The organism is Streptomyces sp. NPDC085866 (assembly GCF_044541035.1).
Classification (GTDB): domain Bacteria; phylum Actinomycetota; class Actinomycetes; order Streptomycetales; family Streptomycetaceae; genus Streptomyces.
In genome coordinates this window covers 177,613-191,623 of the sequence record NZ_JBITSQ010000006.1, presented here as the reverse complement: position 1 = coordinate 191,623, position 14,011 = coordinate 177,613, and the positions used below count along the sequence as shown (strand labels likewise).

General features: G+C 70.3%; 11 protein-coding genes. 4 read left to right on the top strand and 7 right to left on the bottom strand.

The annotated features are described in order from the left end of the window. Positions 1–151: 151 nt before the first annotated feature. From ACIF83_RS16550 to ACIF83_RS16535, 4 genes are read right to left on the bottom strand one after another with little or no spacing between them, the layout of a single operon-like run. Positions 152–628 (bottom strand): MarR family winged helix-turn-helix transcriptional regulator, encoded by a 477-nt coding sequence (locus ACIF83_RS16550; protein WP_393471743.1) that lies wholly within the window; start codon positions 626–628, stop codon positions 152–154. Continuing rightward, on the bottom strand, positions 625–1,386 hold the full coding sequence (locus ACIF83_RS16545; RefSeq protein WP_390852681.1) for an energy-coupling factor ABC transporter ATP-binding protein: 762 nt from the start codon (positions 1,384–1,386) through the stop codon (positions 625–627). The genes ACIF83_RS16550 and ACIF83_RS16545 overlap by 4 nt, the downstream gene beginning before the upstream one ends. Further along, positions 1,374–2,135 carry a cobalt ECF transporter T component CbiQ gene (cbiQ, locus tag ACIF83_RS16540; protein WP_399727408.1) on the bottom strand — a complete coding sequence of 254 codons (762 nt, stop codon included), beginning with the start codon at positions 2,133–2,135 and terminating at the stop codon, positions 1,374–1,376. The genes ACIF83_RS16545 and cbiQ overlap by 13 nt, the downstream gene beginning before the upstream one ends. Position 2,136: 1 nt before the next feature. Continuing rightward, entirely contained in the window at positions 2,137–3,216 is a 1,080-nt protein-coding gene (locus tag ACIF83_RS16535; RefSeq protein WP_399727405.1) for an energy-coupling factor ABC transporter permease, read from the bottom strand. A gap of 149 nt (positions 3,217–3,365) precedes the next feature. Between ACIF83_RS16535 and ACIF83_RS16530 the strand changes: the two genes are divergently transcribed. Beyond that, a complete protein-coding gene (locus ACIF83_RS16530) occupies positions 3,366–3,707 on the top strand; it encodes an SsgA family sporulation/cell division regulator (protein WP_399727402.1) in 342 nt (113 codons plus the stop codon). 68 nt (positions 3,708–3,775) lie between these two features. Here ACIF83_RS16530 and ACIF83_RS16525 read toward each other — a convergent pair whose 3' ends face one another. Together ACIF83_RS16525 and ACIF83_RS16520 are read right to left on the bottom strand one after the other, a co-directional pair. Continuing rightward, entirely contained in the window at positions 3,776–5,440 is a 1,665-nt protein-coding gene (locus ACIF83_RS16525; RefSeq protein WP_398139396.1) for a penicillin-binding transpeptidase domain-containing protein, read from the bottom strand. 96 nt (positions 5,441–5,536) lie between these two features. Then, positions 5,537–7,192: a penicillin-binding transpeptidase domain-containing protein gene (locus ACIF83_RS16520; protein ID WP_393471729.1), complete on the bottom strand. Its 1,656-nt coding sequence runs from the start codon at positions 7,190–7,192 to the stop codon at positions 5,537–5,539. A 354-nt stretch (positions 7,193–7,546) separates the two neighbouring features. Here ACIF83_RS16520 and ACIF83_RS16515 point away from each other — a divergent pair, with 354 nt between their 5' ends. The 3 genes from ACIF83_RS16515 to ACIF83_RS16505 all read left to right on the top strand — a co-directional run bounded on the left by ACIF83_RS16515 (position 7,547) and on the right by ACIF83_RS16505 (position 13,194). Beyond that, positions 7,547–12,001, top strand: a complete 4,455-nt coding sequence (locus ACIF83_RS16515; RefSeq protein WP_399727398.1) for a CHAT domain-containing protein — start codon at positions 7,547–7,549, stop codon at positions 11,999–12,001. Between the two features lie 79 nt (positions 12,002–12,080). Then, the gene (locus ACIF83_RS16510) at positions 12,081–12,578 is read left to right on the top strand and encodes a hypothetical protein (protein WP_393471724.1); all 498 of its coding nucleotides are present in this window, start codon (positions 12,081–12,083) and stop codon (positions 12,576–12,578) included. Between the two features lie 376 nt (positions 12,579–12,954). Beyond that, the gene (locus tag ACIF83_RS16505; protein ID WP_399727395.1) at positions 12,955–13,194 is read left to right on the top strand and encodes a hypothetical protein; all 240 of its coding nucleotides are present in this window, start codon (positions 12,955–12,957) and stop codon (positions 13,192–13,194) included. 248 nt (positions 13,195–13,442) lie between these two features. Here the strand turns inward: ACIF83_RS16505 and ACIF83_RS16500 are convergent. Further along, positions 13,443–14,011 (bottom strand): tetratricopeptide repeat protein (locus ACIF83_RS16500; protein ID WP_399727392.1); only part of this gene is annotated, 569 nt, incomplete at its 5' end.

Sequence of the window (14,011 nt, the reverse complement as noted above, 5' to 3'; positions counted from 1 at the left end):
CGTCGGACGGGTGTCGACAGCGGCGTCAGCGGTGACATCGGTCAAGGGTGGCCTCCCCCGGGACAAGTGGCGCACAAGTACATTGTGCACAAGGTACTGGCCGGTACGTCAGCCTGCTGCGGCAGGGGTGGCAACCGCCGGTAACGCGAGATCAGCGCCGGTCGGCCGCTGCGTCGGCGCGCTCGGTGAGCTTCCACAGCTCCTCGCGCAACCGCGCGATCTCCTGCGTTTCCAGCCCCGTGGTCGTGAGCAGTGCGCCGGGTACGCGAGCCGCGCGCTCCCTGAGCTGCTCCCCGCGCCCGGTGCACGCGACGAGCACCGAGCGCTCGTCGTCCGCCGCACGCTCCCTGCGCACCAGACCCGCCCCCTCCAGCCGCTTCAGCAGCGGCGAGACGGTGCCGTAGTCCAGGCGCAGGGCGCCCGCCAGCTCCTTCACGCTGGTCTCACCGCGCTCCCAGAGGACCAGCAGCACGAGGTACTGCGGGTAGGTGAGCCCCAGGTCGTCGAGGAGCGGGCGGTACGCGGCGGTCACGGCGCGCTGTGCCGCGTACAGCGCGAAGCACAGCTGGTCGTCCAGCAGCAGCGACCCGGCGGCCCCTTTGTCGTCTCGGTCGTCTTGACGCGTCACGCGCCCATTGTCACGGACTTCGGGTCGAAGCCGAACGGCAGCTCCAGACGGTGCGCCCGCATCAGGGCGTCGTCGGAGAGCAACTCGCCGGTCGGGCCGTCCGCCGCGATCACGCCGTCGCTCAGGATCAGCGAGCGCGGGCACAGCTCCAGGGCGTACGGCAGGTCGTGCGTGACCATGAGGACCGTCACGTCCAGGGAGCGCAGGATGTCGGCGAGTTCGCGCCGGGAGGCCGGGTCGAGATTGGAGGACGGCTCGTCCAGGACCAGGATCTCCGGCTCCATCGCGAGCACGGTCGCGACGGCGACCCGGCGGCGCTGCCCGAAGGACAGATGGTGCGGTGGCCGGTCGGCGAAGTCCTGCATGCCGACCCGCTCCAGGGCCGTGCGCACCCGCTCCTCCAGCGCCGCGCCCTTGATCCCGGCGGCGGCCGGCCCGAACGCCACGTCCTCCCGCACGGTCGGCATGAACAGCTGGTCGTCGGGGTCCTGGAAGACGATGCCGACCTTCTGCCGGATCGCCGCCATGTGCTGCCTGCCGACCGGCAGTCCGGCCACGGTCACCGTGCCGGTGCCGCCGCCCAGGATGCCGTTCAGATGCAGGACGAGGGTGGTCTTGCCGGCGCCGTTCGGGCCGAGCAGCGCGACCCGTTCGCCGCGCCCGATCGAGAAGTCCACGCCGAACAGGGCCTGATGGCCGTCGGGATAGGCGAAGGCGAGGCCGGAGACCTCCAGGGAAGCAGTACTCACAGGACCCATCCCAGCAGACGGACGACGAGGGCGGCGCAGGGGAGTGCGAGGGCGTACGACCACTGCGCCCGGGACGCGGTCACCTCGTCGATGACCGGCATCGAGCCGGCGTACCCCCGGCTCACCATGGCCAGGTGGACGCGCTCCCCGCGCTCGTAGGAGCGGATGAACAGCGCGCCGGCGGACTTGGCGAGCACGCCCCAGTGCCGGACGCCCCGCGCCTCGAAGCCGCGCGACTCGCGGGCGATCCGCATCCGGCGCATCTCGTCGGTGATGACGTCGCCGTAACGGATCATGAACGAGGCGATCTGCACGAGCAGCGGCGGCAGCTTCAGCCGCTGCAGCCCGAGCAGCAGCTCGCGCAGCTCGGTGGTGGCGGCCAGCAGCACGGAGGCTGCGACGCCGAGCGTGCCCTTGGCGAGCACGTTCCAGGCACCCCACAGCCCGTTCACGCTGAGCGAGAGGCCCAGCACGTGCACCCGCTCGCCCTCCGCCACGAACGGCATGAGGACCGCGAACGCCACGAACGGCACCTCGATCAGCAGCCGTCCGAGCAGGAAACCGGCGGGCACGCGCGCGCGGTACGCGACGTACGCGAGCAGGACGGCGTAAGCCGCGAACGCCCACATCGCCTCGCGCGGGGTGGACACCACGACCACGACGAAGGCGAACGCGGCCGCCAGTTTGGTGTGCGGCGGCAGGGCGTGCACGGGGGAGTGCCCGTGCCGGTAGAGCCGGTGCGCGTGTCCCGCTCCCACGTCACACGCCCGTGTTCACGGGCGAGACGTCCGCGCCGCGGCGTCTGCGCACGGCCCAGAACACCGCGCTGCCCGCGACGACCGTGACGCCGACGCCGATCACGCCCGCGAGGCCGCCGGACAGCCGGGCGTTCGAGACGTCCTTGACGCCGTAGTCGGCGAGCGGGGAGTCGGCCGCAGCGTGCTGCTCGGTCTTCTTGTCGATGCCCTGGTCGTGCGCGATCTTCTCCAGGCCGTCGGGGTCGGCGGAGGCGTAGAAGCTCACGAAGCCGGCGAGCACCAGCGACGCGACCAGTCCGGAGATCCACAGAGTGCGCCGGGAGGTGCGCGCCGCGACGGGTGCCGATGGGGGTACCTCCCGCGCGAGCGCATTCGAGCGTGGGGGAGCTGGGGCGTCCACGAGCGTGCCGTTCACGCGCAGCTTGAGCCGCTGCTGCAGGCCGCGCGCGCCGTGCACCAGGTCCGGGCGTACGGCGATGACGGCGCCGACCGTGAGCGCGGTGATCACGGCCTCGCCGATGCCGATCAGCACATGGACGCCGATCATCGCGGTCGCCACCTTGCCGATGGCCACGTCCGTGGTGCCGCCGATCGTGTACATGAGCGTGAAGGCGACGGCGGCGGCCGGCACGGAGACCAGCGCGGCGACGAAGGAGGCGATGGTGACCGAGCGCCGCTTGCGGGGCAGCACGGCGAGCAGCGCGCGGAAGACGGCGTACGACACCACGGTCGTGACGATCGCCATGTCGGTGATGTTCACGCCGAGCGCGGTCAGCCCGCCGTCGGCGAACAGCACGCCCTGCATGAGCAGCACGACCGACACGCACAGCACGCCCGTGTACGGGCCGACCAGGATCGCGGCGAGCGCACCGCCCAGCAGGTGGCCGCTGGTGCCGGCCGCCACCGGGAAGTTCAGCATCTGTACGGCGAAGATGAACGCCGCCACCAGGCCGGCCAGCGGGGCAGTCCGCTCGTCGAGTTCGCGGCGGGCGCCGCGCAGGCTCACTGCGAGGGCGCCGGCGGCGACCACTCCGGTGACCGCGGAGGCGGGGGCGTTGATGAATCCGTCAGGTACATGCACCGTACGATTTTAGAGGCTTGTTGCGAACCTTTTGCAAGAGAGAGGTGGTCTCGCTTCCTCGCCGGGCAGGAACCGAAAAATATGGCACATTGGATGGAAAGCGGATTCACAGCTTTCGTGTAGGTCACAGAACGTGAGAGGGCGGTCCGATGTCTGTAGTCGAGCAGTACGCGCGCGCCCACATCGTCACGGACGAGGAGGACCCGGGGGCCGTACCCGTAATGCTGCGGTACGACCCCGACACCGATCCACGATCGGTCCGGGTCGACCTGCCCGGACCGCACCACGAGTGGACCTTCTCGCGCGCGCTGCTCGAACAGGGACTGCGGACGCCGGCCGAGAGCGGCGACGTACGCGTGTGGCCCTGCGGGCGCGTCCAGGCCGTCGTGGAGTTCCACTCCGCACACGGCGTGGAGGTGGTGCAGTTCGAGTCGAAGGCGCTGCTCCGGTTCCTGCGCCGGACGTACACCGCCGAGCCCATCGGCCGCTGACCCCTCCCGGACCGCTCAGCCGTCCAGCTCAGCCGTCCAGCTCAGCCGTCCTGCTCGACCGCCTTGCCTCAGCCGCCCATCTTCAGCAGCGCAGCGACGATAGGCCCCGCCGTGTCGCCGCCGTGGCCGCCCGCCTGGACCACGCCCGCCGCGGCGAGGTCGCCCCGGTACGCGGTGAGCCAGCCGTTCGGCTTCTTCTGGCCGTCGACCTCGGCGGAGCCCGTCTTCGCACCGTAGTTCGGGCCGAGGCCCGACATCGCCTTGGCCGCCGTGCCGTACGCCGCCGTGTACTGCATGACGTCCTTCAGCTGGGCCTGCGTCTTCGACGACATGGTGCGCGAGGCCTTCGCCAGGGTGCGGTGGTCCACCGTCGGGGCCACCAGGTACGGCTGGCGGAAGACGCCCGACTCCACAGTCGCCGCCACCGACGCCATGTTCAGCGGGTTCATGCGCACCCCGCCCTGCCCGATCAGCGAGGCGCCCATCTGCGCGCCGCTCTGCACCGGGACGGAGCCGTCGAACGACGGGACGCCGATGGCCCAGTTGTTCAGGCCGAGACCGTAGACCTCCTGGGCCTCCTTCGTCAGGTCGCTGTTGGACAGCTTCGGCGCGAAATTGATGAAGGCGTTGTTGCAGGAGGCCCCGAAGCTCAGCTTGAACGTGCCCTTCTTGATCTCGGAGTCGGCGTCGTTGTGGAACGTCCAGCCGGCGAGCTTGTACGTCTTGGGGCAGGGGTGCGACGCGTCGGGCGTGACGAGCTTCTTCTCGAACAGCATCGTCGACGTCACGATCTTCATCGTGGAGCCGGGCGCCAGGGAACCCTGGAAGGCGGTGTTGAAGCCGTGCCCGCTGTTGGCGACCGCGAGGATCTCACCGGTCGACGGCCGCAGGACCACCACCGAGGCCCGCGGCCGCTTGCCGACCTGCTGCTCGGCGGCCGCCTGAAGCTTCGGGCTCAGCGTCGTCCTCACCGTGCCCGGCGTGCCCTTGCTCAGCTCCACGAGCGTCTTGTCGGACAGCTTGGCCGCCTCCGACGCCTTGCCGCGCACCACGCGCAGCTCCACGCCCGCCTTGCCGCCCGCCTTCTTGCCGTACTTCTCCCGCAGCCCGTCCAGGACCGTGCCCAGCGACGGGTACTCGGCGGTCGTCACCTCCCCGCCGTCGCGGTCCAGCGCCTTGATCGGCGGGGTGCCGGACTCCCCGGTGACGAGCGTGTCGCCGTCCTTCAGGTCCGGGTGGACCACCGAGGAGTGCCAGTCGACCAGCGGCTTCCCGTCGCTCGCCCGCCGCACCACGGTGAGGGTACTGCCGTACGCGAGCGGCTTGCTGAGGCTCTGGTACGACACCGTCGCCTTGACGGAGAACGGCACCTTGGCGCCGGTGGCGGTGCCGGCGGTGAGTGTGACGTCCTTCAGGTGGGCGTCCTTGGTGTAGCCGGTGAGCAGTGCGGCGGCGGCGGACGGGTCGTCGGTGGCGGCCGCCGCCTCGGTGGTCCGGCCCTGCCGCCAGGCGGTGAGGAAGCGGGTGGAGGCCGTGCGGACCTCGGCGGCGGTGAGCGGGCCGGTCTTGACGGCCTTGTGGTCGGACGTGGACGTCCGCTCGTCGGCGGCCGCGCCGCCGTCGGTGAGCGCGTAGACGCCGAACCCGGCGCCGCCGACGACCACGGCGATCATCCCGCCCACCACGGCGGGGTTGGTCTTCCGTCGCTCGGCGACGCGCCTTCTCTTGCCCACAGCCTCAGTTCCTCCGCACCTTCCGCAGGGTCCCCGCAGCCCTCACACTCCCCAACGACGGCACCCACACTAAGGTCCCCGCCTTTGCGGGTGATGTCAGCCCACACTCCGTAGCACGCTTGCGACAATCGGCCCGGCCGCGTCGATGCCGTGTCCGCCGTCCTGGACCATGGCCGCGGCGGCGACGTCGCCCCGGTACCCGGTGAACCAACTGTCCGACTTCGCCTGCCCGTCGGCCTCCGCCGAGCCGGTCTTCGCGCCGATGTTCACGCCGAGCCCGGACATGACCCCGGCCGCGGTGCCACTGGTCGCTGTGCGATTCATCATGGCGCGCAGCTGCTGGACGGTGCTCTGGGACAGCCCGCGCGCGCGTGCCGGTTCGCGGTGGTCCAGGCCCAGCGGCACGATCACCGGCTGCCGGAAGGCGCCGGTCATCGCGGTGGCCGTCACGGAGGCCATGTTCAGCGGGCTCATCTGGACCTGGCCCTGGCCGATCAGGGCGGCGGCGGTGTCCGGGCCGCCGGCGGCGGGGACCCGGCCGTCGAAGGACGGGACGCCGATCTGCCAGTTGTTCTGCCCCAGCCCGAACCGCTCCTGGGCCTCCTTGGTGAGGGTGTCCACCTTGACCTCGTCCGCGAACTTCACGAACGCCGTGTTGCAGGAGCGCGCGAAGCTGTCGGAGAGGGTGGCGTGCTCGTCCGGGGTGAGGTCCTTGAGGTTGTGGAAGGTCTGGCTCTCGGAGACGGCGGACGGCGGACAGGGCGCCGGGCCGTTCGCGGTGGTCAGGCCGTTGTCGATCAGGGCCGCCGCGCTGATGATCTTCATGGTGGAGCCGGGCGGGCGCTCACCCAGGAGGGCCGCGTCGAATCCGTCGTCGCGGTGGTTGGCGACGGCCAGGATCTCGCCCGTGCTCGGCTTGACGGCCACGAGGGACGAATCGGCGTACTTCCCCACAGCGGCCTCGGCCGCCGTCTGCGCGCTCGCGCTGAGCGTCGTGTGCAGCTTGCCGGGCCGGCCCTTTGCGAGAGTCAGGAGGGTGGTGTCGGCAGCGTCATCCCCCGTGTCCGCCGTTCCTCCCGCTTCCGCGCCGCCATGGCGTATCACCAGCTCCACGCCGGCCCGGCCGCCCGCCTTGTCGCCGTACCGTTTGCGCAGCTCGTCCAGGATCGGGCCGAGGGACGGGTACTTCTCCGGCGTCAGCACCTTCCCGTCCCGGTCGACGGCCTCGATCGGCGGGGTCGCGGACTCGCCCGTCATCAGCGTGTCCCCCTTCTGCAGCCGCGGATGCACGACGGAGGGCTGCCAGTCGACCAGCGGCCGGTACGAAGTCTCCCCGCGCACGACGCTCAAGCGGCTCTCGTAGTTGAGCGGTTGGGACTTCCCTCCGTACGACACCGTTGCCTTGACCGTGAAAGGCACGGTCGTGCCGGTGGCCGTACCGGGCGTGATGTGCACCTTGGTGATGTGCGCGTCGCCCCCGTACGCCGTCAGCAACTCCCGCGCCGCCTCCGGAAAGTTGGTGTACGCCGCCGCGGTGGAGGCGTCCCCCTTCTCCCAGGCGGCGAAGAACTTCACGGCCGTCTCCTTGGCCTCTGCGCCACTGGGCGGACCGCTCTTCACGACGGCCGGGCCGCCGCCCGTCCCCCCGTCGCCGTTCAGCGCGGACACGAAGTTGTACGCGCCGTACCCGGCCCCGCCCAGCATGACCGCACACACGCCGCCTATGACGGCACCCTTGACTCCCCTGCGCATCGCGCGATTCCTCCCCGTTTTCCCCGTTGAACGCGTTCAAAAATGCGTCGTAGAGGAACTGTAGGCGGCTGCGGGGCTCCTGTGGCCGGAGTTGCCGATTGTTGTCCGAACGGAGACGTTGGCGGACGTGCTTGCGTTCGAGCGGCGAATCGCAAAGCCCCAGGCGGTGGAGGCGGTGGGGTGGCGAAACCCGGCGTATGCAGCTACAGGACATGGTCAACCCGCAGGATCGGCTCTCATGGGTCCATGGGGGCGCGCTCCTTGCTCAGGGACGAATCGCCACGAGACAATACGAAGTGGCGAACCGTCAGCTCTGTGATGTCGGACGCGCCGGGGGTGAGGGAGGGGTGGCACATGCCGGCATCGGGTGCCAGGGGCTGGCAGGCCCTGCGGCTGGAGGTCAAGGACTGGGCGGGGCCGTCGCGGTGGCGGTGGCTGCTGTCGGGACCGGGGGGCGAGTTCCTGGCGGACCACGAGGTGGATCTGGATGCGCCGGGAGGGCGGGATGCGCCGGGGTGGGAGGGGTTCACGGACCTGGAGTGGTTCCTGCGGTGGCGGGCCGCGATCGATCGGCGGCTGGAGCACGAGGCCGAGCTGCTGACCGAGGTCGGGGAGTGGATCACGGAGTGGGCACTCGGCCGAAGCGTGGCACAGGAGCTGGCGCGGCGTCCGGGACCGGTGCACCTGGTGGTGCCGCAGGGGCCGGGGCAGATGCTGGCGTATCGGCCGTGGCAGGCCGCCCGGCTGCACGGTCGGACGTTGGCGGAGTCGAAGGTGACGTTCGTGACCGATCCGCTCGGACGGCCGCCGACGATGAAGCGCCCCGTCGGGGAGAAGCTGCGGATGCTGGCCGTGTTCAGCCTGCCCGAGGACACCACCGCGTTGAATCTGCGGCGGGAGCGGCATGCCCTGGCTCGGTTGGTCAACGACATCGCGAAGGTGAACAACCGGGCGGTTGAGTTACGGGTGCTGCAGTACGGCGCCACCCGTCACCGGCTGGAGGAGGCCCTGCTCGAAGCGGAAGGGTGGGACGTCCTGCACATGTCCGGGCACGGCCTGCCCGCCGGGCTGGTGCTCGAAGACGACACCGGCCGCCGTGATGTGATCGACACGGACGACCTGGTCGATCTGATCGACGCGGCGAGTGACCATCTGAAGTTGATCACCTTGTCGGCGTGCGAGTCGGCGGCGCTGACCGCTGAGGATCATCTGCGCCTCCTCGGCCTGACGCCCCCTGCGGGTGACGAGCCGGGGCGGGGCTCGGACGGGACGCCTTCGGGTGGCGGTGCGGAGCGTAGTTGGGGTGTCCCCGGACATGGTCTGACCGGGTCCGTGCCCCCGACGCCTCCCGCCGAGGGTCCTGGGGAGAACCCCTGGCATGGTGAAGGCGCGGGGTTGTCGGTGCTGGCCACCTCGTTGGTGGACCGGGTCGATGCCGCGGTGTTGGCGATGCGCTACCCGGTCGTGGACGACTTCGCGATCGGACTGGCGGAGAAGTTCTACGACCTGGTTCTGGGCAAGGGCCAGCCGGTCGATCGGGCGCTCGGGCTGACCCTGACCCGAGTGGTGCCCCGGGAACCGACGGCTGGAGCGCCGGCGTTGTCGGCGGCCACTCCGGCGTTGTTCGGGAACCGTGCGCTGGGCCTGGAGCTGATCGCCCCCGAGGGCGAGCCGCTGGTGTTCCAGGCAGAGCGGGAAAAGCTGGCGCGGTTCCCGGGCCAGCCTGCCCGGTTCGTGGGCCGGGTCGGGCCGATGACCCGGGCCTCCACCGCCCTGGCCCCGCGCTCGCAGGTGGCGGGGGTGTTGTTCCACGGGATGGCCGGAGCGGGCAAGACCGCCTGTGCGGTGGAGTTGGCCTACGCCCACCAGGACACCTTCGGTGTGCTGGTCTGGCATCAGGCCCCACAGCAGGATCAGGACATCGCGGCGGCGTTCACCACCCTGGCGGCGGACCTGGAGGCGCAGATCCCCGGCCTGCAGCTGCTGCACCTGGCCGACAGCATTCCCCGCCTGACGGCGTTCCTGCCCACGCTGACCGAGTTCCTCGAACGGAACCGGGTGTTGCTGGTGTTGGACAACCTGGAGTCCCTGCTCACCAGCGATGGGAAATGGCGGGACGAGCGGTGGCGCCTGCTCATCGAGGCGGCCACGGTCCCGAGCGGCCTGTCCCGGGTGATCCTGACCTCCCGGACCTGCCCTGCCAGCCTGCCGGCGGGAGTGCGGACCGAGCCGGTGCATGCGCTGGCGTTGCAGGAGTCGGTACTTCTGGCCCGCGAGTGGCCCCACCTCAAAGCCCTGATCGACACCCCCGGCCGGGGCCGGCACGACCCGAGGTCCGGGCGCGGCCTGGCCGCTCGGGTCCTGGCGGTGGTGCAGGGGCACCCGAAGCTGATCGAACTGGCCGACGGGCAGGCCGCCGACCCGGAAGCGTTGGCGGCCCGGCTGGACGAGATCGATACCGCCTGGCTGACCCGCGGTGTCCGGCTGCAGGACTTCCTGGACACCGGCCAACCCCAGGGCAGTGATCAGGACTACTACCAGGTGTTGTCCACCTGGACCCGGGCCACCGCTCAGCGGCTGCCGGCCGCGTCGGGGGCGTTGTTCACGCTGTTGGCCGGGCTGGAGGACGACGACCGGAACCCGGTCGTCGTCGACGTCTTGTGGCCGCTCCTCTGGAGTGAGCTGGGGCATCCCGACCCGCCCCCGCCCATCGACGTGGCGGTGGGTCCCTTGCTGGAGCAGGCCCTGGTCGTCGTCGACACCAACCCCGACACGAACGAGGTGGCGCGGTATCGGATCCATCCCGGGGTCGCCGAAACCGCCCGCAGCCACACCCCACCCGACACCATCCGCCTGATCGACAGCCACGCCGCCCTGCTCTGGCAGGCCGTTCTCGACGGGGGCCGGGAGCGGGAGCGGGAGGGAATGGGGGAGCTGATCCTGCACGCGGCCAAGGCCGCAGCCCCGTACCTGGCCCGCCAGAGCGACTGGGGCACTCTCGCCGAAGTCCTGGACGAGGTGCTGATACGCGACTCATCACCGGACACTGCGGCTGCGCTGCTGCCGTACTTGCAGGCCGCGGCCGAGGCCGCCACCGGCACCGCCCATGACCTGGAGATCCGGTGTGGGTTCATCCATGCCCGCGCCCTGGTCCGGCTACGGCCGGCCGATGCCGAACCCGAGCTGCGTCGCCTGATCGACCTGGCCCGCAAACGCGGCGACCACTCCGTCGCTGCGGTCATCGCGGGCGAACTGGCCAACCGGTATCGGAATACAGCCCGGTTCGAGGAGGCGCTCACCCTGCTCGATCAGATGCAGGAAGACAGCCGCGCCGCCGGATACGGGCCGTGGAGTCAACTATCCATTGAGGGTCGGCAGCTGCAGATCCATATGCTGCAGGGGCACAGTCGGCGGGTTCTGGACGCCGTCGACCGCATCCGGGCCCACATGGCCACCCTGCCCGACCCGTCTGACCAAACCGAGACTGCCCAGCCATGGAACATCCGCGAGGCCATCCTTGACACCGGCCGCGCCGCAGCCAGCGACCTGAAGGAGTGGCAGCTGGCCCTGGACCTCAACGCCGAACAGTTGCGCGTCATGAAGGAACGAGGCGCCACCGAATGGGAAGTGGCCCATACCGCATTCAATGACTACGCCCCGCTAAGGTCCCTCGATCGCTTGAACGAGGCCCGTGTTCTGCTGCTGTGGCGCCGGGACGTCGACGAGGCACACCACGACATCTCCGGCCTCGCCAGGGACCTCGGCGCCTTGGCCGACATCGAAGACAACCTGGGCCGCGGTCAAGCCTCAATCGCCCTGCAACGCGACGCTCTGCGCTTGACATACACGGCCGATGACATCACCAATATCGCGGTCAGTCACCACAACCTGGCCAACTACCTCTACAGATACACCCAACAGGCCGACCAGGTGTGGGCGCACCGACTCGCCGCCGCCATTATTTCCTACCAGACCAACTCGGGCCTGTTGCACGGACAGCTCTCCGCCATCGCGAGCCTGTTGCACATGCCCGATGCGCCACCACCGCCTGCCTCCTTCGACCAGGTATGTGCGATCGTGGACCAGATCGACGGGGTGCACCTGGCTGCCCTGTTGGCTCGGCTTCCCCGTCGCGCATCGGGTGAGCAGGTCGCGCTGGACGAAGTGCTGGCCCTGGCCCGTGCCATCCCAGTCGAGCAGGTGGTGCTCGGCCTGCCTCGGTACCTGCGGATGTGGGAGCCGGTCATCTCAGCTTTGGTCGCCACCTCCGACACTCGCGGGAATACGGACGGCGAATCGGGCGGCGCCGAGGGCGACCAACACCAGCAGGCCGCCGTGTTCTTGGATCACGTTTTGGGGCACTTCGCGAACACCCGCGACTGGGCCGGTCTGGCCGCCGTTCTGCGGGGAGTGCGGGCCGGGGACCGCGATCGGGCCGCGCTGGCCGCGGGCCTGGATGGCATCGACACCGCGATCCTGACCCGGACCCTGGCCGCGCTGGACGGCACCGACCCGATCGACCCCACGCTCTGGGCCACTTCCGGAAACCGCGACACCGCCGACGAGAGCGACGGCGCGGCGACGCAGGAGTTCCTCGCTACCGTGGTGGCCGCCGCCCAGGGAAATGAGCAGGCCGCGGAGATCGTCGGCCCGATCCTTGATCAGATGAGCGAGCATCCCGAGTGGGCGGCGTTGGTCGGTGCCCTGCGGGCGATCCTCGATGGTGATCGCAGCCCGACGCTGACCGCCGGACTGGACCCTGACGTGCGTCCGCTGGTCGATGCAGTGCTGTCGACGCTGGCGGACTGAGCCGCTGCGTCCCGCCCTCTCTCCTTGATCAGTTCCAGATCCAAGCCCTGAACCCCCGCACAGGAGGACCCCGATGCACGTGTCCGAGGTTGACGCACTCACCGACGAGCAGGCGATTGCCGTGCTCGCCCTGGTCCTGGACCGCGACCGGCGCCTGCCCGACCTGCCCCGGGCACGGCAGCTGGACGCCCAGATCAGCGAGGCCGCCGGGGAACCCGTCGAGGTCGAGGGGGCGACCGGGCCGAGCATCGCCGCGGCCGACGGGGCAGTGGCCCCGGGCGAGTTGGCGCGGGACACCCTGGTGTATCTGGTCGCCGAGAGGCCTGACGTGGCCCCGGTGGTGGAGCGGGCGATCGCGATGACGCGGCAGGGCATCAGTGCCCCGTCGCGGTTCGACCCGGTGACGGTCGGGGTGGGCGCGCTGGTGGTGCTGGCCTTGCAGACCGACCTGGAGTTGGAGCGCACCACCTCCGGGAAGTGGCGGTTCAAGGTCCACAAGAAGGCGCTCAGCGACAGCGTTCTGGGCAAGCTGCTGGGCAAGCTGATCGCGACGTACACCGGCGGCAGCGGCCAGTAGCAGTCCCGCGCGGCGGCGCCACGCCGGAACGACAAAACGGCCATGACGGCTCACACGTCGGCCGAGCCGTCATGGCCGTGTCACGAGGCTGTGGAAGGCTCGAAGTCCACGGTTCATCAGGCCTGCAAAGCCCTGAAGGCTGAGAGTCCGGTGACGTCGTTGCGCGGGCACGGCACCGTCGTGGGGCCGCGCGCTCCGCTCAAGCGGCTCGGTAGACACAAACCGTGAGCCGCGTCGAGGCGAGTGCCTTCCGGGGCCTTCCCGGCCGTGGGGGTGGGTACCGGGCCTTCTACGGCGCTCCTACAGCTCCCCGTGGGCGAACCTGTGGTCGAACTTCACCGACCTTGCATCTCCAGCGGCTGCCTACGATCTCGCCATGCGAAGCTCCAAAGAGCAGGCCATGCAGCAGCGAATCGACTCCCTCCAGGACAACGTACGGGCGCTGATGCTTGGCTTTGAGAGGCTGCTCAAGGTCACAGATCTGTTGATCGAGACGACTCCGGACGAGGTCAAACCAAAGGCGAAGGAACTGGTGCACCTCGCCAAGCGGGCCTATGCGCTCAGCAAGACCGAAGAGGAGTTCGCCCAGGAGCGCGCGAACCAGACGCGCCAGTGAGATCACTCGGGTGACATCAGCGGCTGACACCAACGGCGGCGCATGTAGGCGGCTACCGGCGTCCAGACCTCAAAGCCTGCAGTCCGATACCGCAAACGCTCTTGAAAACCGTCGTAGCGCAAGGCACCGCCAGAACGGTGAGGAGTGGCATCCGTGGAGGGCAACGGGACCGTAGGCGTACGCCGATACCCGGCAACCCATGGGACCAGCCCGTCATGCTCGGGGACGGCGTTGGATCCCGTCGGCCTTCAGGCGAGGGCTGTCTCTCCCGTCTTCCCCCGCCAGTAGGCGAGGTTGCGGCGGGTGGTCAGGGTGTCGGGGTGGTCCTCACCCTGCACCCGCAGCCGGTCGGCCAGCAGCTCCTCAAATGCGGCTGCGGCGCCGGCCGCGTCTCCCGCCTCCCCCCGCCAGTAGGCGAGGTTGTTGCGGGTGCCCAGCGTGGCAGGGTGGTTCTCACCCTGCACCTGAACTCGGTCGGCCAGCAGCTCCTCGAACGCGGCTGCGGCGCCGGCCGCGTCTCCCGCCTCCCCCCGCCAGGAGGCGAGGTTGTTGCGGGTGGTCAGGGTGGCGGGGTGGTTCTCACCCTGCACCCGAACCTGGTCGGCCAGCAGCTGCTCGTAGGCGGCTGCGGCGCCGGCCGCGTCTCCCGCCTCCCCCCGCCACGAGGCGAGGTTGTGGCGGGCGGCCAGGGTTTCGGGGTGGTCTTCACCCAGCACCCGGACTCGGTCGGCCAGCAGCTCCTCGAACGCGGCTGCGGCGCCGGCCGCGTCTCCCGCCTCCCCCCGCCAGGAGGCGAGGTTGTTGCGGGTGGTCAGGG